Origin of the sequence: Streptococcus agalactiae ATCC 13813 (assembly GCF_000186445.1) — a bacterium.
GTDB lineage: Bacteria > Bacillota > Bacilli > Lactobacillales > Streptococcaceae > Streptococcus > Streptococcus agalactiae.
Map to the genome: position 1 here is coordinate 1227795 of NZ_GL636070.1, position 23377 is coordinate 1251171.

Below are 23377 nucleotides of genomic sequence, written 5' to 3' on the forward strand. Positions count from 1 at the left end.
AAACCTTGTTATTACAAGGTTTTTATTTTGTTTCTTTGTTCATACATTGCCCCTATCTTAGGAAAAAAATACTTGGAACAGACTCTAACATTGAATTAGGCCACCTCATTAGCTCACTCTTTGTCAATATCCGAGAATAAGTTCTTTATCATTCTAATTTATAGAATTTATTAAAAAAGGTAAGGTTTTTAGAGGAAAAAATGTTATAATCTATTTAGTCTACGATTGGAGGCTAGTTATGGCTAGTATTTTAAAAAAACATTTAGAGAAACGTTTAGAGCTTAAAAATGATCCTATGAGGACAGATATGAGTACTGATGCCAGTTACCCTAAATATGGATTCTCGGTAGGAAAGTACACATATGGATATCAACAATTCTTTTACGAAGGCGTTAACTTAAAAGAAATTGGAGCATTTTGCTCAATAGCCCAGAACGTCACTATTACTGGTATGAATCATCCAACCGATCACATTACCACTAACCCTTTTATTTACTATAAGTCAAGGGGATTTATAAATGAGGATAGGGCGGACTTAATAGATGAAAAGAAAAATGGAAAAGTTATTATTGGCAACGATGTCTGGATAGGAACTAATGTCACTATACTTCCATCTGTTACAATAGGTAATGGAGCAATTATTGGAGCAGGTTCAGTTATTACCAAAGACATTCCTGACTATGCTGTTGTCGCTGGAACACCTGCTAAAATTATCAAATATCGCTTTTCAGAGGAAGAAATAACATTATTAAATGCATCTCAGTGGTGGAATTGGTCAGATGAAGCTATTAAGGAACATATTAGCGAATTTTCAGATAAGAAGGAATTCTTCAATACTCTAAAAAGTATTTCTGAAAACAAAAATCATAAACTCTAGAATAACTTCATCAAATAGCACACTAAAAATACTACTCAGCATAATATGAGTAGTATTTTAGTATGCTATTTTGCTAGTTTATTTAGCACATGTTTAGACTAATGCAATTCTAGGAAAGCTACTTAGTCTCTCTGCTATTATCATGATAAGCTCCCCAAAATATGGTTACTAATAATTTTAAAGATTTGTTAAATAACCTTTTTTTATCATCATCTAGTTCTCTAAAGCTATGAAAAGCTTTCATCATTTTTGCTCTGGAAGCCAAATTGAAGTCATCCAAACTAGATACGCCACTTGATAGGAAGCTATCAAATAATAAATCAAAAAATAATTTTCTTTCTTGACTTTTTAATTCAGCCATCCACTGTTGAAATGTCTTTTCAAAACAAATACTTTTTAGCGATAGTCCTGTTCCAGTCTTTAAAATAGCTGGTTCTTGAATTTCCCAAGTTGTAACATCGTGTTGCAGAATTCCACGCGCATTGCTACTAATAATTAGCGGCTCTATATCACTATAAAGCATTATACCAACAATAGATTCTTCTGGTAGTAAGCGAATGCACTTTTGTTTAGTAGTTTTATACTCTGTAGTAGGTAACAAAGTTTTTTGTAGTCCTGGGGAGTCAATAAGCCAAATCAAATCAATTTTTGCTTTTAAATCTGGCTTTGCAAACATTGCAGCGTACAAGGCTAAATTACCACCCTTAGAATGACCTGAGAGAACTACTTTATCAAAATAAGGCAATATTGTATTTAAGTATTTAATCGCTGAACGATGAGCCGATATTTCTCTCATATACGTCAATTTAAAATCTTCTTTCCAACCAATAAGGTTGGCATCAGTACCACGAAATACAACCTGATGATAATTAATGTTAGGAATAGTAAAAACCATAGCTGCAAATTGTTTTTCAAATTCTAAACTAATCTCAGCTCGATAATAAGATAAAGTTAAGTTTTTAAAACGTTTCGAGGTCATCATTAACTGACATAAATCATGTCGTTGTGATGTGAACATAAAGCTATATGATTTAGCCACAGTTTGAAGGTACTCATGATATAACTCACAGACTAAAACTGACTTCATTTCTGTAGTGTTTATAAGTTTTTCAAAAGAAATATAGCCAAATTCATTTAAACAAAGAATGTCAACATCGTTTAATGCTAATTCATCAAAAGTTAAGTTTGAATTATTTTTTAAATAAGTTATTATATTTGACATCACCGTTTATTCTTTCTACTGCTGAATAATTTCCAAACTTCATCTAAACCTATCATGATAAACGGGCAGCTTATTAAATAGAGCCAATGTGATAAACCTAGGCTTGCTGTGTTGAATAAGTTATGGAATAGTGGCACGTATACTAAGACTAAAAATGCTAAAATCTCCATTATTATACCAAAATTAATTAATTTATTACCAAAAATAGATAGTGTTTTAATAGATTGATAGCTCGTTCTGCTATTCATAACCATACCTATCTGGCTAAAGATAATAGCTCCAAGTGTCATAGTTGTCGCTTCTCTGTACGGTATGCCGTTTGCGACGAAAAAAGTAAAATTACCATAACGTAAGTAATGAGCCCAGAAAAAACCACCCATAGCTAATACGGATTCAATAGTGCCGTACCAAAGGAAAGATTTTATAAGTAGCCCTTTGTCCAATAAGCGATCTGTTAGCCGTCTTGGAGGACGATTCATAACATCTGTTTCTGGTGGTTCCACGCCTAGACCTAAAGCGGGAAGCATATCGGTTCCCAAATCAACAGCAAGTATTTGCATTACAGTCAATGGTAAAGGAATAAAACCTTTAGAAAAAAGGAAGAATGCCGACGGAACCGCCTCAGGAGTATTACTATTAAAAATATACGTCAAGAATTTCTTAATGTTTTGATAAACAGCCCGCCCTTCTTCCACGGCATGTACAATAGAAGCAAAATGATCATCTGTCAGAATCATATCAGCTGATTCTTTAGCAACATCAGTACCGGTAACACCCATGGCTACACCAATATCGGATTTTTTTAGCGCAGGCGCATCATTGACCCCGTCTCCTGTAACTGCTACTACTTCACCCATCTCCTGTAATATCGTTACTACTCGATATTTTTGTTCTGGTGCTACACGAGCAAAAACGACTTCACCTGACAATTCTTTTTTCAATTGGCTATCCGTCATTTCTGATAACTCTAAACCTGAAATTACTTTAGCATCATCGTTACGAATAATACCAATATTTTTAGCGATACTCAGTGCCGTTAATCCGTAATCTCCAGTCACCATAATAATACGAATGCTTGCTGCATGACATTTATCAATAGCTTCACGAACGCCTTCACGAGGTGGATCACTCATTGCTATCAACCCTATGAACACCATGTGTTGTTCCAAATTTTCTTGCGTCCATTGTTCTTTTGAAAAGCCTTCAATATCGCAGTATGAAACAGCTAAGACGCGAAGTCCATCTTTAGCAAATGTATCGTTAGCCAACTGTATTTTATTACGTTCTTCCTTGTTTAAGGGGACAACTTTGCCATCAGATAAGACATAATCTGATAAATCAAGTATTTCTTTCGGCGCACCTTTTGTAATTGAAATTTTTTTATCCTTTTCATCGCCTCCTAAGCTATGAATAGTTGTCATGCGTTTTCTAACCGAATCAAAAGGTAATTCTTTCAAACGTGGTGCAAACTTACGATTTTCTTGTCTGTTTATCCCTGATTTTTCCAATAAAACATTCAAACAAGCTTCTGTCGGATCTCCAAGTACAGTATAAGTTGAACGATCATCATTTGGTGGTAATACTTGAGCGTTGCTACAGAGATGAGCAAAACGAATAAGTTTTTCTAAGTCTCCTCTATCACTATTACCAAAGCAAATATTGTCACCTTCAAAAAGAATCTGTCCTTCTGGAGCATAACCCAGTCCTGTCACTTGGTAACTCTTTCCATTTTGCCACAAATGATTGACGGTCATTTCATTTTGCGTTAATGTACCAGTCTTATCAGAACAGATAACTGAGGTTGCTCCAAGACTTTCAACTGAAGAAAGTTTTTTGACAAGTGCGTGTTCTTTAGCCATTCTTTGGACTGCCATAGCTAGAGAAAGTGTAACGGTAGGTAGTAAACCTTCTGGGATAAATGCAACGATCATCCCCAAGGCAAAGATAAATGATTTTGACACTGGCTCCTTAACAAAAAAAGTCGCTGCTAAGAAAAAGATAATTCCTACCGTAATTGAAATGATAGAAATCTGTTTGGTCAACCGATCAAGTTCTCTTTGAAGAGGGCTTTTTTCTGATTTCATCCCTTGTGTTAAATCAGCGATTTGACCAAATTGAGTTTGCATTCCAATTGCCGTAACAACCATTGTTGCGCTACCACTGGAGACCGTCGTTCCTGCGAAAACCATATTATCACATTCAATCAATGTTTTAGACTGGTCGTTTTCAACATTGCTATCTTTATAAATAGGATTTGATTCCCCTGTCAAAGCTGATTGGTTTACTTGCAAATCTGTTGTTTTAATCAAGCGACCATCTGCTGAAATACGATCTCCTTCTTCAATAAGAACAATATCGCCTGGGACTAGTTGCTCTGATAATACCTTTTCTTCTGAGCTTTTTCTAAGAACACGTGAATAAGATGGTAACATTTTCTTGAGAGCTTGTGTCGCTTGACTTGCACGGTATTCCTGAATGAAACTAAAAATACCATTAATCACATTAACCATCCAAATGGCAAGACCTAGCTCTAAGCTATTAGAAACAATAGCCACAAATCCTCCAACCCATAATAGTATTGCCATAAGACTAGTAAAATTTTTCAGAAACAATAAAATAATTGATTCTTGCTTTACTTCAGATAACAGGTTTAAACCATATTTTTTCTGACGTACAGCAACCTCTTCATCTGATAAACCACCTTGAGTTGTCCCTAATTCTTCGAAAACCTCTTCTAACTCCTCTTTAGCAAAACGTGTGTTTGTATCTGAAACATTATTTGTAGAAGCCATATTCTAGTCTCCTTCTCTAAAACGTTTTCATTTTTGATACCTATATTATACTCTTTTTTCAGAAAATAAACTGATGAAGAATACACCTGCCACCAATTCTTTTTACCATACATAAAAAACGACTTAAGATATACCCTTAAGTCGTCTCTTATTAATCAAAAAGTGATAGGTAGTCCCCATAGCCTCTCTTTGCCATCTGGTCATAAGGAATAAAATCTAAGGCAGCTGAATTGATACAATAGCGTAAACCACCTGCATCAACCGGTCCATCATTAAATACATGCCCTAAATGAGAGTCAGCTTGACGACTCCTAACCTCAATACGATGCATTCCATGAGAGTGATCTTGATGATTTGTCACCATTCGATTCTCAATTGGTTTTGAAAATGCTGGCCAACCACAACCAGATTGAAATTTATCTAAAGAAGAGAATAAAACCTCTCCACTGACGATATCTACATATATACCCTCTTCAAAAAAATCATCATACTTCCCAGTAAAAGCATGTTCCGTAGCTGAATTTTGGGTTACTTGATAAGCTGTATGTCCAATACGCTGACGTAATTCTTCTTGTGTTTCTTTCATTATAGTATCTCCTCCATTTGAGTTTGTTGAGGTTTAAAACCTAATTTTTCATAAAAAGAGACCGCTCTCTGATTATCATTCCAAACATTTAAAGTTATATTATAACACCCATGTTTCTTAGCATATTGTCTCGCAAAATCCATCAACTTTTGTCCAATTTGCTGACCTCTTACTTCCTCATCAATGCACAAATCATCTATATAGAGAGTTTTAAATGACTTTCGAGGTAAGTCACGTTTTTCTTGTAATTGAAGAAACAAGTGGGCAACAACTTTACCCTCGTCTGATTCATAAACAAAGATAGGCTTTGATTCGTCTATCAGCATTTCTTTCAATTGTTCTTTAGAAAACTTACTTCCTCTTGTATGAAAAATATCTGGGCGAACCCCATGATGTAACACTAAAATTTGTTTCAATAGCTCTGCAATAGCAGGCAAATCTTTTTCTTTCGCTCTACGAATCATATCTACTCCTAACGTTTACCATTCCATTCAGCATAAAATTCGGCTAAATATAGTTCTAAAAAATCATGACGTTTTTGAGCAAGCATTTTCCCTTGTTTTGTATTCATAAGGTCTTTTAACTTTAATAATTTTTCGTAAAAATGCATGATAGCTGTATCCTGACCATTACGATACTCTTCTAAAGTGAGGTTTTCTCGTGGTTTTAAGTTAGGGTCATGAATTAAACGTCCTTTACTCCCTGAATAAGCCATCGTTCTTGCAATACCAATAGCCCCCATAGCATCTAGGCGATCTGCATCTTGAACAATTTGACCTTCCAATGTTTTCATAGTCAATCCAGTTCCTGCTTTGAATGAAATATTTTCAAGAATATCAAGGATATGTTCTACTTCTGCTATGGTAAGGTCTTGACTATATAACCATTGAGTCAATTCATACGACGCTTGCTTACTATCTTGACAGATTTTGTCATCAATAATATCATGCAAAAGTGCAGCCATTTGACAAATAAAGGTATTAGCACCTTCTTTGTGTGCTAATTCTACTGCAAGATTTCTTACTCTAACAATATGAAACCAGTCATGGCCACTTGGATCATTTTTTAATTTATGGTAAACCATATTTTCAGTTGCATTTAAAATCACATCTTCTCTTTTAACCATAGTCATATTATAGCTAATTTTCTAAAAAAATAAATGATTTAGCATATAAATGCAAAATCCTCCAAGAAATTCTTGAAGGATTTTATATATTAGCTCCGTAAAAGATTAATGGTGATGATGACCTACATGTGCATGATCTGTTTCTTCATGGTCATGATGTTCATCATGTGTTTTAGGGTTTTCTTTTTTACTATCAGCATTCGCTTGAGCAGATTTTTCAGTGTTTTTTTGGTGATTAGTATTATCTGAAACTTGTTTGTCCTCTTTAGAAGCCATAGCTGCTTTTTCAGCAAGACTACCATTTCCAACCATTGAACCTTCTACAACTGCTGGAAAATTCTTAGCTACTGCTTCAGGAATATTTTTTTCATTCAATTTCAATTGTGATGTTGGAACATTGTTATGGCTAAAATCAAGATTTGTAACTGTTTTGTTAGGTGTTTTAATATCTAAAGATTCAAGTTTATTTTTAGAAACACTTAAGGTCTCAAGTGAAGTATAATTATTAACACCTTCAAGTGATGTTAACTGATTATTAGTCACATTCAAGAATTTTAACGAACCTTGTTTATTTTTCAATACTAGTGACTTAATTTGGTTCCCTTCAGCTTCTACTTTAACAATTTCATCGCTCTCTTCAATACCATCTAATGATGATAATTTCGCATTATTAATTGTTAAATTAGATACCTTAGGATTTTGCTTTAAGAAACTTAGATTGCTTGTATTCGTCTCATTTAAAAGAAGCGTCTCAAGACTAGTTGTTTTTAGAGTCGATAAGTCTGCGGATTTATTGTTTGATAAATCTAGAACTTTCAAATCTTTTTTACCAGAAAGTGCACTTAAATTCTTCACATTATTATGATCAAGGTGCAATTCTTGGAGTTTTGTCAAGTTTGATAACGGTGTCAAGTCGGAGATATTGTTATGACTCAAAACTAAGAATTGAAGGTTTGGTAATTCGGCCAATGGTTTTAGCGAAGTAATGCCATTATTAGCTGCAGCAATAAGACTTAATTGTTTATATTTTGTAAGGAAAGATAAATCCTTAATACCGTTTTGTGAAATATCCAATCCTTCTAATAGTGGCATCTTATCAAGGAAAGAATAATCTGTAATACCAGTATTTGTCATCCAAAGCTGTTTAAGTTTTTTGAATTGCAAAACTGGCGTCATATCATTAATCGGAGTAAACCCAATTCCTAGAACTTCAATATTAGGCATCAATGATAGACCAAAACGCTGGAATGGATTGGTTCTTTGTCCAATGTTAATCTTAGTAACAGTTGCAAGCCACTGACGCATTTTTTCAGGATTAGTTTCATTGGATGGGAATGGTGTTGGAGCATCTGCATGCAGAATATCCTGAATAATCTCATCATCAAAACCAATTTGTTTTAGAGTTGCCATACCAACTTTATCTTTTGCATGAGAGTGATCGTGGTGTCCATCTGGGATAGGCTTCCCAATTTCGATATCCTTACTTGCTATAGTGTGTGAGTGGTCATCATGTGGATACTTAAAGATGATACTCCCATCCTCTGACGTTAATACTTCAATTTGATTAGGATTTAAACCAAGCTTCTCTGCTAAATAAATTAATTTCTTTTGATCTTCATCAGATAATTTATTTGACTTAGTGTGCTCGTGTTCTTCATGCTTATGGTCGGACTCATCATGGTGATGACCTTTGTGATGATCTTCGTCATCATGATGTGGATTTGGAATTGGCTTACTTAGATCAATATCTTTGGCCATAATAACATGTGTATGATCATCATGTGGGTATTCAAATCCAATTTCACCATTTAGTGTTTTAAGGACTCTGATACGTGAAATATCTAAATGTAATTCACGAGCAAGGTAAGCTAGCTTATCTTTGATGTCCTTAGGTAAAGTATTTTCATTTCTTGGCTTTTTACTTGATGGTGACTGTTTTTTAGAATCAACTTTCTTTTGTGGTTGGTAACGGTCAGCAATTGATCCCCACCCCCCTTTTCTTAAATCAGCAAAACTAATAAAATGCAGATGATTATGATGTTCTACTAAAATACCTGTTGGGGTAGTGCCTTTTATTCCTTGTCCATTGAATAAGAAACCATCACTTGTTGGGTGGTGAAGCCCTGCAATTTTAGAACTATTAACCCTGTAATGGCTATTACTTTGATTTCCTAAACGTGAAACAGCTCTACTTGCTTGTACTTGCTTTTGCTGAGATAAACTTGCTTTTGGAATATAGTGGAAATGATCACCATGTCTGACCACGTAGCCATTAGCATCTTCTGAAACAATATCTGCGGGATTAAAAACATAGCCATCATTTAATGTATTAACAGCTACCGCCCCTGCTTTAAAGTTTCTTACCGCTTGATTTTTATTAGTTTTTGCATTAGCATTAGGGATTAAATAGCTAAATTTTGAACCTTTTAAATCAGAGTAAAAAATAAAATGAGAATGATTTCCATGTGCTACAACGATTCCAGAATCGGTATGAGATAAAATCTTCGAATCTTTAGTCAGTAAAAAGCCATCATCAGTTGGAAAGTCAACCCCTGCAACACCCTTGCGTTTTTTATGACTTTCCTTAACAGAGACTTTCTTTTTATTAGCTTTTTTCTTAGCAACCTGCTTTGTTTTAATCTGATGAGAATTTTTGTGTTCTTGAGTATGACATGCCGTAAGAGCAAAATGGCATGACAGGACAAGACCAGCTAGAGCAATAAATTTTTGACCTTTCATGAGTCCTCCATAAATGTTTTTTTCGTTTTGGTTAACTAGTTAATTATATCAGATGTTTTTCTTTTTGCAATAATATTTGCCATCTTTTTATTATTTAGTTACTAACAAAAACTCATTTATAGCTCATTTATATTTAAACAAATATATTATAAAGCCATATTATTTGATAATTGCAGACAAAGAAAAAGTAACTTAAGCACGAAGCTAAGTTACTTTAAAATAGATAAATGATATCATCTTTCTGAATTATTTTTTGTCATCATCGTCCATTGATAAAACACTTAAGAAAGCTTCCTGAGGAACTTCGACGGAACCAATTGCTTTCATGCGCTTTTTACCAGCTTTTTGTTTTTCAAGCAACTTACGTTTACGTGAAACGTCACCACCATAACATTTTGCTAAGACATTTTTACGTAGTGCTTTTATATCAGAACGGGCCACAATTTTTTGTCCAATAGCTGCTTGGATAGGAACTTCAAACTGCTGACGAGGAATGATTTTTTTCAACTTATCAACGATCAATTTACCACGTTCATAGGCAAATTCTTTGTGAACAATAAAGCTTAAAGCATCCACTTTATCACCATTTAAAAGAATATCCATTTTAACTAATTGTGAGCGACGATATTCGGAAATTTCATAATCAAAACTAGCATAGCCACGTGTTGATGATTTAAGCTTATCAAAGAAGTCAAACACAATTTCAGCTAAAGGAATTTGGTAAATAACATTAACACGATTATCATCAATATAATCCATTGTTACAAAGTCACCACGTTTACGTTGTGCTAACTCCATTACTGCACCGACAAATTCTTGAGGAACCATAATTTGCGCCTTAACATATGGTTCTTCAATGCTGTCAACACGAGTAGGATCAGGAAATTCAGATGGATTCGAAACTTCAAGCATTTCACCGTCAGTTGTATTAACATGATAAACTACTGATGGTGCAGTCATAATAAGGTCAATATTGAACTCTCGTTCCAAGCGCTCTTGGATAACGTCCATATGTAAAAGCCCTAAGAAACCACAACGGAAACCAAACCCTAATGCTTGTGATGTTTCCGGTTCAAACTGTAGGCTAGCATCATTTAATTGTAATTTTTCAAGGGCTTCACGCAGATCGTTATACTTATTTGATTCAATTGGATAAAGACCGGCAAAAACCATTGGGTTCATTTGCTTATAGCCATGCAAGGGTTCTATAGCTGGGTTATTAGCAAGGGTAATGGTATCACCAACACGTGTATCAGCAACCGTTTTAATTGAGGCAGCAATATACCCTACATCTCCAGTTGCTAAAAAATCACGTCCAACTGCTTTGGGAGTGAAAATACCAACCTCAGTAACGTCGAAGGTTTTACCATTAGACATCATTTGAATCTTATCTCCTGGCTTAACCATACCATTTACAATCCTTACTTGAAGAATTACTCCACGATAAGCATCGTAAACAGAATCAAAAATTAAAGCTTGAAGAGGAGCATCTACTTCCCCAGTCGGTGCAGGAACTTTTTCAACGATCTGCTCTAAAATTTCTTCAATACCAATCCCTGCCTTAGCTGAGGCAAGCACAGCTTCTGAAGCATCTAGACCAATAACATCCTCTACTTCTGCACGTACACGTTCTGGATCTGCTGCTGGTAAATCAATTTTATTAATAACTGGTAGTATCTCTAAATCATTGTCTAGAGCCAAATAAACATTTGCCAGAGTTTGAGCTTCAATTCCTTGGGCTGCATCAACAACCAGTATAGCACCCTCACAAGCTGCCAATGAACGTGATACTTCATATGTGAAGTCAACATGCCCTGGCGTGTCAATCAAGTGAAAAATGTAAGTTTCACCATCTTTAGCAGTATAATTAAGCTCAATAGCATTTAACTTTATAGTAATCCCACGCTCACGTTCTAGATCCATAGAGTCCAACAGTTGCGCCTGCATTTCACGACTAGAAACCGTTTCTGTTTTCTCTAAAATACGGTCTGCTAAGGTTGATTTTCCATGGTCAATATGAGCGATAATCGAAAAGTTTCTAATCTTTTCTTGACGTTTCTTCAAATCTTCAATATTCATTCTATTTCCTATACAATTTGATATGTTTAACTTCTAAAATATTAAAACAGTCCTATAGACTCTAGAATATTATATCAAAAAGAAGACCGATGTAAAAGAGAATTAACACTTGAACATCAATCTTCATTAAGTCTATTAGTTATTGAACCAAATGGCTATCTCGCGAGCTGCAGATTCAGGTGAGTCTGACCCATGAACAATATTACATGTCGCTTGGTTTGGAGAGGGAGCTTGTGCAAAATCTCCTCGAATAGTTCCTGGAAGGGCATCTTTGGGGTTAGTACTCCCCATCATGGTGCGCCAAGTTGAAATGACCTCTTCTCCCGAAATAACTCCAATGATTACTGGACCACTAGTCATATAATCTACTAATGTTGGAAAGAATGGTCTATCCGTCAGTTCTGCATAATGTCTTTTCAAAATATCTGCATCTGCATGTCTAACCTCTAAGCGATCAATAGAGAAGCCTCGACGCTCAATACGACTAATAACTTCTCCAATAAAGCCACGTTTTACACCATCAGGTTTTATCATAAAAAAGGTTTGTTCCATAATATTAGCACCTCATTTCTTTCTCCACTATTATAACATAAAAATATGTTTTCTGTAACTTCCAACTATATTTCAAAAAAGGAGTATTGGACACTCCTTAACTATATTAATAGGTGAGATTCATCATAGCTGTTAGTTGATTATGGATAGGTTCTCCACTACTTTCCTTGTAAGCTTGCAACCAGCAATCACTAAAAGAACCAACGCTGTCAAACTAATAATTAAGTAAAGCGTAGAACAACTTAGCCCTTTAACCATAAGGTTGGAATTATAGTCTTTCGTATCTCTTCTATCGACACATTCTCTTTGAATCCGAAAAATAATTCGAATTTTCTACTAATAGACACACCTCTAAATGACGTCCATATTTTTTAGTCGCCAATATATAAGTTTCCCAATCAAACTGATAAACTGGGGTGATTTCGTTAGCTTGGCCAACTAAGTTCTAAATTACGTCTTGAATTAATCTAATTACCGCCTTCCCCCACATTCTCTGAAAATTTATTTCAGTATAACAAAAAACTAGAACACCACAATGGTGCCCTAGCATAATAACAGCACAGCTCTAAAACTTTGTGATAGCATGAAAATTAGTTAACTCTGTTTTGGAACCATTCGAAACAGCACAGCTCTAAAACAAAACAGACATATCAAGATCTAAAATGTCAGTTTTGGAACCATTCGAAACAGCACAGCTCTAAAACAAGCGATTAAAAACAAAATGAATCCACACAGTTTTGGAACCATTCGAAACAGCACAGCTCTAAAACCAATGACACCATTAATAGCACCTTTCATGAGTTTTGGAACCATTCGAAACAGCACAGCTCTAAAACAGTTTTTTGTCATGCGACAGGACATAATAAGTTTTGGAACCATTCGAAACAGCACAGCTCTAAAACGTCCAATCATTGTTAATAAACAGCTCTGCGGTTTTGGAACCATTCGAAACAGCACAGCTCTAAAACTTTACTACTTTGATACAAACTGGGTTACTTGTTTTGGAACCATTCGAAACAGCACAGCTCTAAAACTAATTTCATTCTTTCGTCTTCCATTCCTTCGTTTTGGAACCATTCGAAACAGCACAGCTCTAAAACAAAACAGACATATCAAGATCTAAAATGTCAGTTTTGGAACCATTCGAAACAGCACAGCTCTAAAACCTCGTAGAAAATTTTCTTTTGAGCTTTAGTAATCGCGCCATTCGTCTCAGCAGGACTTCAGTTTCGATGATTCCTTGTTATTACTGTGCTTTTACTAATATTATACCATATTTTCGCCTATCAAGAAATAATCCTTATCAATAACATATTGCGGTAAATCATAGAGTCTTCTAGGTTCTAGAAAGAGTACTGACTTTTGCATTAAATTGATGTATTCACATAATTTTATAACTTCATCTTTGGTAAGATAAGCTCCGCTATTAACAAAAACCAAGAGATTCTTTTTCGTTAAATAATTGTAAACTTGTATAATTTCAAAACATTTTTCAAAGATAGTGTCGCTCTGTGTCTCAATTTTGACTCCTAGTACCTTAATGAGTTCTAAAATCGTGATTTCATCGTATTCTAAATCAAGCTCATTCTCTAGACACTCAAATGCGATAAGTTCTGTAATAGTAGCTGCTAATTTTTCTACCATTGATTTCACTTCTGGCTTTTCGTTGAATTGATTTTCTAAGTCACCATGTATCAACTTTAGAATAGGTGCTGAGTTGACATCGTATCCTAAGATATCTGTAACCAGCATTAACTCTGTTGCCTTCAGACTTTTCTGCTTATCATCAAATAATTTCAAATGTTCATCTACGTCATATTGATAAAAATGTTTCACCAATGAAGAATAAACTGAAACATCTTCTATCGTTAAAATCGTAGCATTACTTAACACTAATGGTTCATCTAAAATTGGAAAATTAATCTTGATCATAAGAATCTCCTAGGAAAACCAAGCGACTATCAGAGTTGGCAACACTTGTGTTGCGTTCTCCATGGAGGTAAACCATTCTCGCAAATTGTTTTTCCGTAACTGTTAAGAGTGTGATATTACCCTTCTTAGGATTATTCACTTTAAGCCGACCTATCATAGCATTATTAGCTGTATTATTGAGTAATAATTTACTATAAACAGAAAACTGATGCATGATAAAGCCTTCGCTCAAGAGAAACTTTCTAAACTTACGATACGCCTTCCGTTCTTCTGCTGTTTCAGTAGGCATATCAAACATTAAAATCATTCGCATATACCGATAACTCATATCCTAAACTCCGGAATTCCATTCCCATCACTATTTAGCGACTTAATAACTTTTTTGGTATAGTCGCTGACAATATTTGAAAGATACATTTCTTTACCATTGTAGTTGTATGTCCCCGAAAACATAGAAAAGAGTTCTCTTTTCATTTTGACAAAATCGCTCTGCCTATTTTCATAAATAATCCTATCAACGATTGGGCGAAATGGTTCCATAATATCGCTTGCTAGGTTGAACTGATTAAATTGATTAGCATGCTTTAACCCAAATTGTGTCATGCAACCACACTTAACGACTTCACGCGCAAACATACTCAAAATCAATGAATATCCGTAGTCTAAACCAGCATTTATTGGATTATCATGTTCTCTTGAAAAATCATTTCCAAAAAGTGTATTAAAGTAAATCCTAGCAGCATGCCCCTCACGATTAGAAGGATCAAAAGGTTCTAAGTCATGGTAGAGATTCATAATAGACTGTGATTTTTCAAAGAAAGAGCACTCACCGAGATAAAAAGACTGATTCAAAATTTTTTGTGCAATAATTGATGTCCAAACATCTGCTTTGACATCTTCAATCCATGACATCTGCCTAGATAATTGTAAACTCGAATCATGTCTGGCATAGTACGGCATTAACATAGCTGTTGGCAAGCGTTTGTCATCACAAAATATGACTAAAATATTTTCATCAACCAAACGTTTAATCAGCATAGTCGACAAAACAATATCTGTCGTTTCCATGATTAGAATATCAATCTCTGAAAGATGAATCATTTCCGTCTGATAAGAATCTTTAAAAATCAGATGATTATTTTTATAAGAGAGCTTAGAATGTGTATTTACAACAACAGTTCGCCAACCTGCCATATCAACCTTCTCCTAATTTACCCAAATCAATACGTGTTTCATAAAGTCCAGTAATAGATTGATGGATTAGAGTAGAATTAAGTACTTCTTTAGTTGATGTATAGCGTTTTCTATCAACTATTTTATCAAAAAATTTAAAAGCTGCTGGAGCTCCTAGACTGGTAAAAGTAAATAGATTGATAATATTATTAGCAAGTTCATCTACTGGTATATTTTCCTTATTATCCTGGTAAAGCTTATTGATTTTCTCTAAATTAGCATCTGCTAGAATAACTCGATTTGAAAAATCATTAATTAATTGAAGAATGTCATCAAAATAAGAGACATGTTGATTTACAAATTCTTGTTTCTTCTCAATCTCCTCTGGTTTACCTTTTGACTCATTATAACGACTTGCAAGGTATAAGAACTTCATAAATTGTGTTGGTAAGGCTAGCTCGTTACCTTTTTGTAATTCACCAGCACTAGCAAGTAATCGACGACGCCCATTTTCTAATTCGAACAGACTATACTTGGGTAAAATCATTAATTTATCGTCCCTAATATTTAAATAACCTTTTGATTCAAGGAAAGCTGATGTATTTTTCTCAAATCTGGACCTCTCCATGATGGTAATTCCTAAAAGTTCCGTAACTGTTTTTAGTTTTTGTGCTTTACCCTTTTTGATATCAGCTACAACTAAAACAGAGTAAGCTACTATCGGACTATCAAAACCTCCATATTTCTTAGGATCTAAATAAATATCCTTCGTTTTTCTTGGAATCAACTTATCTGAGTTACCATGCGCCAAAATTGATTCCTTAGAAAAGCCTCCCGTCTGAATCTCTGTCTTCTTCACGATATTGTTCTGAGGGTATGACAAGACTTTTCTAACTGTCGCAAAGTGTTTCTTTTTATCCCATGCAGTTTTTCCCATATATCTACCAGTTTCTATTACTGGTCTTACAACAATAGAACCATCTGCTAACCTCACAACTCTTTTGAACATATTCATCAAGTTGGAGTAGAAAAACATTTTCCTGGTTGCTTCACTATATTTTTCTTCCTTATCCTCACGAACGATTTTCGATAGTTTTTTCCGTCTATACAGACCGTAGACAAATTCTGGCTCTAACTGAGGATATTTGGTTAGAATAGCTTTAGCAACTACTGCATTAAGATAGGCATCATGTGCATGGTGGTAATTGTTAACTTCACGAATTTTATAGAATCCAAATTCTTTTCGGAAATTTGAAACCAAATTTGACTTCAAGGTTACAATTTTAACTTTGCGGATCCTTCTACCTTTACTATCAAGCTCATTATTAAAGCGTTCATCCAAGATACGGGCAACATGCTTGGTAATTTGTCGTGTCTCAACCAACTGACGTTGGATAAATCTTGCCTTATCATCGGAAGTTAGGCCTCCGCGCTCTGCCTTAGTCAAATTATCATACTTACGCTGACTCATTAACTTAGCATCCAGTAAATTTTTCCAGAACATTTTGCGAGCTTTTACAATTTCAATGCTAGGAACATCATCTGATTTTCCACGATTTTTAGCAGATGATACCAAAACACGATTATCAATAGAATCATCTTTTATGAAAGCTTGAGGAATAATGTGGTCAATATCATATTGACTTAAATTATCAATATCAAGCTCATCATCAGTATACATATCCTTACCATTTTGAAGGTAATATAGGAAAAGACGGTCATCAGACAAATGATGATTTTCGACTTGATCTTTTACATACTTAGGCTTTTTCTCTTCCAAAATATTACTCTTCAAATTACCAAGAGATTCTCTTAAGGTTGTCAAGCGTTGTCGTGAACGACTCAATCCTTTTGCTGTCGTTTGGTTCTCACGTGCCATTTCAACCACGATTTGTTCAGGTTCATAGCCCATGACTTTAACCAGCTCATCAACTATTTTCAAACTTTGTAGAATCCCTTTTTTAATAGCAGGGCTACCAGCAAGTTCTCCTACAACTTCTTTCAGATTATCCGAATGACTACCAGTTCGTGCCTTGTCAATAATTGGTTTAAATGATAGACCAGCATCTTTTATCAACTGCATGAAGTTTCGGTTTGCACTTCCATCATCAATAAGATAGTCCAAGATTGTTTTTTGATTCTCTTTATTTCGGATGCCATTTATTAGCTTAGCAGACAATCGTCCCCAGCCAGTATAGTGACGGCGATAGAGCTTTTTAAGCTGTGACTCTGTAAAAAAATCTTTATAGATGTCAAGACGCTTCTTAATCATTTCTCTATCTTCAAATAAGGTTAGAGTTTGGATGATATCTTCCAAAATAAGCTCGTTATCTGTATTATCAAGGAAATCCTTGCCAAGTATTTTTTTAAGATCATGATAGGTTGAAAGGCTAGCGTTAAACTGTTTCTCAATTCCTTTGATTGCAATTCCTTCGTATCCATCAACTTTATTCAAAAAACTAATAATATCCTTTTCAGTTACTTTACGTTTTTCCTTAAACAAGCTGTTAAAGATAGTTTCTTTTTGCTTCCTATTTAAAAATTGAAAATCTTTAAAGCCTTCTGCCAAAAATCTAACCTTCGTTAATTCATTGTAAACAGTAAATTTTTCATAAATAAGACTATGCTTTGGTAAAACTTTTTCTTCTGGAAGATAGAGGTCATTGTTGGTCATACGATGGATAAAAGCTTCCGCAGATTTTTCTTTATCAACCAAATCTTCAAAATTCCAAGGTCGAATACTGTCATCTGTTTTGCGAGTCATCCATGCAAAATCACTCTTCTCACGTGCTAGTGGTCCGACATAATAAGGAATTCTAAAGGTAAGGATTTTTTCAATCCTATCTAGATTCTCTTTCAAGAATGGATAGTATTCTGATTGACGTCGAATAATAGCCCTCAATTCTGTCAAATGGACTTGATGCGGGATTGAGCCATTATCAAAGGTTCTCTGTTTTCTCAAAAAATCTTCATTCTTAATTTTCTCAAGCAAATACTCGCTACCTTCTTGTTTGGTCAACAATTTTAACAGATATTTATAAAAAGCTTCTTGACTGGTTTTACCTTCAATATAACCAGCATAGCCATCTTTTGATGAATCAGCAAATACTTCCCGATAATTTTCAGGTAATGAAGCTTTTACGAATTGTTTTAGATGCTTTAAGTCCTCATGATGTTCATCATAACGCTGAATCATAGAAGCTGAAAGTGGCGCCTTGGTACTGAGGTCGATTACTGTAAGAATGCCAGACAAAAGGACACTATCATATAACTTTTTCGCTGCTGAGAATAAGTCTGCAAATTCATCACCAATCTGTCCAAGAAGATTTTCTAAATCTTCATCGTAGCTATCCTTAGCGAATTGAAGCGGTGTTTTATCCTCCAAATTGAAATGTTTCTTGAAGTCAGCTTGATTTCCGACAATCAATTTCAAAAATTCTGCAAAAATACCAGTAGATTTTTGGTTAGGATACCGCGCTAAGATGCGATCCTTCTTCGCAGACTTGCTAATCTTATCTGTTAGAATTGCCTCTACATCTACATTTTGAGATAACAAATCATTATTTTCAAAAGTTGTATCAAAGATTTCTAAAAAAGCTTGATATTGTTTTTGAATATCAGTATTCCTCACATCAAATCTATCATCCTCAATTAGGAAATGCCCTCTGAATTTAATGATATGAGCTAGGGCAAGATAAATAAGACGAAGGTCTGCTTTTTCTTTCTTGTCAGCTAATTCTTTTCTCAAGTGATAAATCGTTGGGAACTTTTCATGATAATATTTCTCCTCCTGCATTGTTGCAAAGATAGGATACTTACTCCCTCTCTTATCTTCCTCAACTAGAAAAGAATCTTCTAATCGATGAAAGAAACTATCATCAACTTTACTCATTTCCTCTGCAAAAATTTCTTGTAAATATAGAATACGATTTCTACGACGTGTATAACGACGACGAGCAGTTCGCTTCAAGCGTCTATCTGCAGCAGTATTCCCGCCATCAAAAAGCAGAGCACCTATGAGATTCTTCTTAATATATTCTTTATCAGTGTTCCCTAAAACTCTCATCTTCTTAGCAGGTACTTTATAATCATCTGTAATAATGCTCCACCCGACGGAATTAGTACCGATGTCAAGTCCTATTGAATATGGCTTATTCATAACTTTTCTCCTTTTATTTAAAACACCATTCTAAAAAAACAATACCTTTAAAACATACTTTAATTATATATTATTCTTTTGAGTTTTAAAAGCATTATCTTTATCTTTCATCTGTTATTTGTTAAAATATCCTAAAGTATGTTTTAAGTTTTAAAGCTTTGCTGATTTTTATTTTTTACTTGATTATTACATTAAAATAACATATAATAATTTTGTTGGAATTATTCGAAACAGCACAGCGCGTTAAAATAAGGCTAGTCCGTATTCAGCTTGAAAAAGTGAGCACCGATTCGGTGCTTTTTTATGTCATTGTTATAATTCCGATATTTCTCATATTTGTATTATAAAAAATCGCAAACAAAATGCAAGCACTATTATAAGGCTTGCATTTTATTTTTATATTTTCTTAATTTTAAATGTTTTCTACCTATTATCAAAAGAATTATAGTTATTGTTTCATAGATTAACAAAAAAATGATGAAACAATGGAGGAAAAAAGTTTCAGGAAGTATCCAAATTACTGGATCCGTTAGAGGATTAAATTGCCAAGTAGAATCTCCTGGAAAAAGCACCTCATGAAATAGAGTGAAAAACTGGTCAAAACCCAACAGAAAGGCACATACTACAATAAAAATAGGCAACATAATAGCTATCTTGAAAAAGCCTTCATATAGAAAGATACTTTTTTGCTTCCATCCATGTCTTAAAAAATAAATAACTGGAAAAGTTAGTATAACAAAAAGCCCATGCGCTAGAGTAAAAAGATATTTTACATCCGCAAAATGCTTTAAACCATCCTCTGAAGAAGGAAAGCTAGGCATATTTAAATCAGAGATAAAAGGATGAGTCAGATATATCATCAACTTATTAAAATTATAATAAATTGTTTCAGCCTTTAAATACACAACCTTTTCTAATTTTAAAAACTGAATTTCTATAGGATAGATCAACCAAGCAATATAAATTGTAGCTAGAGTTGCTAACGATATAATCCAAATCCAAGTTAAAACTACTAATAACTTATCCTTCATTAAATGTCCATTCATCTAAACTTGCTAAAACATAACTTGGTTGAATTGGTAAATCTGGTACTTCTTCAACTGTTGTAAAACCCGTTGTTACTAACAAAGTATCAATATCATTATTAATACCAGCCATGATATCTGTCAAATAATTATCACCGACCATGACTGCTTGATTTCTAGGAATATTTAAAATTTCAAGTGCCTTATTCATAATGATGGCATTTGGCTTTCCAATAAAGACTGGTTTTATACGCGTTGCGGCTTCTAATAAAGCATTTAAGGAGCCAGCACCGGGTAATAAACCACGTTCAGTAGGAATATTCAGATCTGGATTGGTTCCAATAAATAAAGCACCATTTTGAATTGCTAACGTAGCAGTTGCCAATTTATCATAAGTAACATTCCAATCTAAACCAACAACCACATAGGCTGGATTTTTTGTATCCTCCACATAACCTGCATCTGCAATAGCTTTTTTAAGCCCTTCTTCACCAATAACGTAAGCTGTTTTCCCACGGTTCATATCATTCATATAGTCAACCGTAGCCATAGTTGCGGTATAGATTGTTTCAAGTGGTGTTTCAACATTGAAACCTCGAAGCATTTCCTGAACGCTTTCTGGTGTACGAGTCGTATTATTAGTTACTAACATATAAGGAATGCCTTTTTCTTGCAAGCGTTCGATAAAACGCTCTCCTGCTGGGATACGACTTTTCCCTTTGTAAATAGTACCATCTAAATCAATAAGATATCCTTTATAAGCCATTTAATCCTCCTTTTTTTCCTGCCATTCAATCCTAGCTTGAGCATGAATAGCATCGCCACCAATAATATCATGACGTGTCACAAGACCATCTTGATACCAATGAGACTTAATATCCGTACCATATTGAATTTCCTTAATATATTTTAAATCAATTTTTTTAGGAATGTGGCTACTTAGAAAATCTAAGTCCAACACATCATACATCCATTCTAGATACTTACTATTATTAACATGTCCATTCATATCTAAATCAAAATAACGAACATGGTATTGTTTAACTTTACTATCTCCAATGGGATGATATTTCGGCCCTCGAATAACTTTTTTGATTCTTTGGGATTGGTAAATTGAAGTAATATCATCAAGAACAGGATGAATCTTCCGTGTTTTAAAATCCATTAAGACAAAAGCAGATGAAATCGTTATTATTTTTTGCCCGTCTTCACCATAAATATAAAAATAGCGGTAACACAATAATTTATTATGAGCTTTGGCTTCAGTCTCAATGACTATCTTTTCAGCATGCTTGGGTAAACGCTCAATATCAATAATATAATCTGTAACGACCCAAACCAATCCGTATCTTTTAAAAACGATGTCATCGCCTATTCCTAATTTTAAAGATTGTTTGGCTGAAATTTGTAACGCTAAAGCCAACAACTGCGGTAATTTCATATAATGATTAGTGTCTGATTCATAAAAAGGCACTTCGTAAGTTTCTCGATATAATAAACCCATTTTTTACTCCACAATAAATTTCTCGGCAACCGTATCTCCTAAGAAGAGACCTTTTTTAGTCATCTGGATAAAACCATTATTTTCTTTCAAAAGCCCATCACTTTGGAGTTCTTGAACAATTTGACCGTAACGTTTCTCAAAGGACGTTCCAAATTTTTGTTCAAATTTTCCGATGGAAACACCCTCTTTTTTACGAAGACCGAGGAAAAGCTCCTCTTCCATCATTTCATTTTTTGATAATACTTCTTCAGATAACCTTGCATTACCTTCTGAAACACCCTTTAGATAATGTTGTATTGGCCCTCTATTACGATAACGAATACCATCAAGATAACCAGAAGCACCTGCACCAACACCATAATATTCTACATTCTCCCAGTACATCAAATTATGACGACTTTCAAAACCCGGCTTTGTAAAATTAGAAATTTCATAATGCTCAAAACCATTTCTTTCCATTTCAGAAATGATATATTCAAACATCTCGGCTTCTAAATCTTCTGTTGGCAAATGTAATTTCCCACGACGCATTTTATTCATAAATACAGTATGGTGTTCTAAAATTAAACTATATAAACTCAAATGAGGAATATTTAGAGAGAGAGCTTTGGCTACATTACTTCTAACATCATCCATCGTTTGTCCAGGTAAGGCATAAATTAGGTCAATAGAGATATTTTGAAAACCAGCTGTTTTAAGAGCATCAATTGTAGAATAAATTTGTGCCTCATTGTGACTGCGTCCAATACGCTTTAAATGTTTATCATTAAAGGTCTGAACTCCTAGAGAAACTCTATTGACAGCTGACTTTTGAAGCACCTCTATTTTATCAACGGTTAAATCTCCTGGATTAGCTTCGATAGTGAACTCCTCTAAAGTATTTAGGTTTAAATCTCTAATTAACTCCGTCAATAAATAGTCCAGTTGCACAGCGCTTATAGATGTAGGTGTCCCTCCTCCAATATATAAGGTGCGCAATTCTGTAATATCATAAGACCGAAATTCACGGATAAGAGCCTGAAGATAAGCGTCTACAGGCTGATTTTTAATAAAAACTTTTGAAAAATCACAATAATAACATATTTGGGTACAAAATGGAATGTGTACATATGCTGAGGTTGGTTTCTTTAACATGTTTCTATTTTACCACTTTGCCCTTAAAAAAACACTCCTCTAAACCTTGATAATATAGCTTTTTATTCCAAAATAAAAATAGAGATAAATCTCTATTTTATCTTATTTATAGGAAGGTCAATTCCTTTTGCTTTTAAATTCCATAGACATTCTTGTAGATAGTCTTGATTGTGCTCAGGATAGATAGGTGTCTCCAAGTCAACAGGATTAAGTGTATCATATCTTGGGCACTTCATTCCCCTATATTCTGCAATTAGCCATTCTTTAGATACACGATACCCACGCTCCATCATTTCTTCCATAACTAATTGATGATATGCAAATAACCTATAAGGTGAATATCGAAAAACATAATCAACAGTCTCATGTTTTCTCCCCCACCCATTCCCTCTCAATGCACAACACTCTCTATGCTGTCCTAAAAGTTGCTGCCTAGGCAATAACTCAATAATATCTTGATGCCATAATCTCATTTAT

Annotated in this window: 18 protein-coding genes, 1 pseudogene and 1 CRISPR repeat array; of the genes and pseudogenes, 1 reads left to right on the top strand and 18 read right to left on the bottom strand. The window is 34.4% G+C overall.

What is annotated here, in order from left to right; all coding sequences use genetic code 11:
- Positions 1-238: 238 nt before the first annotated feature.
- Positions 239-877, top strand: a complete 639-nt coding sequence (locus HMPREF9171_RS107325; RefSeq protein ID WP_000146562.1) for a CatB-related O-acetyltransferase — start codon at positions 239-241, stop codon at positions 875-877.
- A 118-nt stretch (positions 878-995) separates the two neighbouring features.
- On the opposite strand, the gene HMPREF9171_RS107320 is transcribed toward HMPREF9171_RS107325, so the two are convergent.
- The 18 genes and pseudogenes from HMPREF9171_RS107320 to HMPREF9171_RS107240 form a co-directional block, all read right to left on the bottom strand.
- Positions 996-2099 carry a DUF2974 domain-containing protein gene (locus tag HMPREF9171_RS107320; RefSeq protein ID WP_000065325.1) on the bottom strand — a complete coding sequence of 368 codons (1104 nt, stop codon included), beginning with the start codon at positions 2097-2099 and terminating at the stop codon, positions 996-998.
- A complete protein-coding gene (locus HMPREF9171_RS107315) occupies positions 2099-4891 on the bottom strand; it encodes a cation-translocating P-type ATPase (protein WP_000168915.1) in 2793 nt (930 codons plus the stop codon). Before HMPREF9171_RS107315 ends, HMPREF9171_RS107320 begins: the two co-directional genes overlap by 1 nt.
- 151 nt (positions 4892-5042) lie before the next feature.
- Positions 5043-5477 (bottom strand): peptide-methionine (R)-S-oxide reductase MsrB, encoded by a 435-nt coding sequence (gene msrB / locus HMPREF9171_RS107310; protein ID WP_000665410.1) that lies wholly within the window; start codon positions 5475-5477, stop codon positions 5043-5045.
- Complete coding sequence (locus HMPREF9171_RS107305; RefSeq protein WP_000621138.1) at positions 5477-5941, bottom strand: GNAT family N-acetyltransferase; 465 nt, start codon at positions 5939-5941, stop codon at positions 5477-5479. The genes msrB and HMPREF9171_RS107305 overlap by 1 nt, the downstream gene beginning before the upstream one ends.
- An 8-nt stretch (positions 5942-5949) precedes the next feature.
- Positions 5950-6609, bottom strand: coding sequence for an HD domain-containing protein (locus HMPREF9171_RS107300; protein WP_001872301.1), 660 nt, complete (start codon positions 6607-6609; stop codon positions 5950-5952).
- Positions 6610-6708: 99 nt separating this feature from the next.
- Positions 6709-9342 (bottom strand): pneumococcal-type histidine triad protein, encoded by a 2634-nt coding sequence (locus HMPREF9171_RS107295; RefSeq protein WP_000678279.1) that lies wholly within the window; start codon positions 9340-9342, stop codon positions 6709-6711.
- Between the two features lie 246 nt (positions 9343-9588).
- Positions 9589-11421, bottom strand: coding sequence for a translation elongation factor 4 (lepA, locus tag HMPREF9171_RS107290; RefSeq protein ID WP_001019133.1), 1833 nt, complete (start codon positions 11419-11421; stop codon positions 9589-9591).
- 135 nt (positions 11422-11556) lie between these two features.
- Positions 11557-11973: a nucleoside-diphosphate kinase gene (ndk, locus tag HMPREF9171_RS107285; RefSeq protein ID WP_000438312.1), complete on the bottom strand. Its 417-nt coding sequence runs from the start codon at positions 11971-11973 to the stop codon at positions 11557-11559.
- A gap of 289 nt (positions 11974-12262) precedes the next feature.
- Positions 12263-12523 (bottom strand): annotated as a pseudogene (locus HMPREF9171_RS1000000114265) (hypothetical protein).
- Positions 12524-12575: 52 nt separating this feature from the next.
- A CRISPR array of direct repeats spans positions 12576-13139; the repeat unit is 36 nt; unit sequence GTTTTGGAACCATTCGAAACAGCACAGCTCTAAAAC.
- Between the two features lie 100 nt (positions 13140-13239).
- The gene (csn2, locus tag HMPREF9171_RS107280) at positions 13240-13905 is read right to left on the bottom strand and encodes a type II-A CRISPR-associated protein Csn2 (RefSeq protein WP_000590708.1); all 666 of its coding nucleotides are present in this window, start codon (positions 13903-13905) and stop codon (positions 13240-13242) included.
- On the bottom strand, positions 13892-14233 hold the full coding sequence (gene cas2, locus HMPREF9171_RS107275; protein ID WP_000122194.1) for a CRISPR-associated endonuclease Cas2: 342 nt from the start codon (positions 14231-14233) through the stop codon (positions 13892-13894). The genes csn2 and cas2 overlap by 14 nt, the downstream gene beginning before the upstream one ends.
- Positions 14230-15099 (bottom strand): type II CRISPR-associated endonuclease Cas1, encoded by an 870-nt coding sequence (cas1, locus tag HMPREF9171_RS107270; RefSeq protein ID WP_000929486.1) that lies wholly within the window; start codon positions 15097-15099, stop codon positions 14230-14232. Before cas1 ends, cas2 begins: the two co-directional genes overlap by 4 nt.
- Position 15100: 1 nt before the next feature.
- Positions 15101-19237, bottom strand: coding sequence for a type II CRISPR RNA-guided endonuclease Cas9 (cas9, locus tag HMPREF9171_RS107265; RefSeq protein WP_001040093.1), 4137 nt, complete (start codon positions 19235-19237; stop codon positions 15101-15103).
- A 374-nt stretch (positions 19238-19611) separates the two neighbouring features.
- Positions 19612-20268 carry a TIGR01906 family membrane protein gene (locus HMPREF9171_RS107260; protein WP_000653355.1) on the bottom strand — a complete coding sequence of 219 codons (657 nt, stop codon included), beginning with the start codon at positions 20266-20268 and terminating at the stop codon, positions 19612-19614.
- A complete protein-coding gene (locus HMPREF9171_RS107255; RefSeq protein WP_000323544.1) occupies positions 20258-21028 on the bottom strand; it encodes a TIGR01457 family HAD-type hydrolase in 771 nt (256 codons plus the stop codon). The genes HMPREF9171_RS107260 and HMPREF9171_RS107255 overlap by 11 nt, the downstream gene beginning before the upstream one ends.
- Positions 21029-21766 (bottom strand): acyl-ACP thioesterase domain-containing protein, encoded by a 738-nt coding sequence (locus HMPREF9171_RS107250; protein WP_000523795.1) that lies wholly within the window; start codon positions 21764-21766, stop codon positions 21029-21031. It abuts the gene before it with no gap.
- Positions 21767-21769: 3 nt separating this feature from the next.
- Complete coding sequence (hemW, locus tag HMPREF9171_RS107245) at positions 21770-22900, bottom strand: radical SAM family heme chaperone HemW (RefSeq protein ID WP_000914659.1); 1131 nt, start codon at positions 22898-22900, stop codon at positions 21770-21772.
- A gap of 92 nt (positions 22901-22992) precedes the next feature.
- Positions 22993-23373, bottom strand: a complete 381-nt coding sequence (locus HMPREF9171_RS107240) for a TIGR02328 family protein (RefSeq protein ID WP_001241816.1) — start codon at positions 23371-23373, stop codon at positions 22993-22995.
- Between the last annotated feature and the right edge of the window lie 4 nt (positions 23374-23377).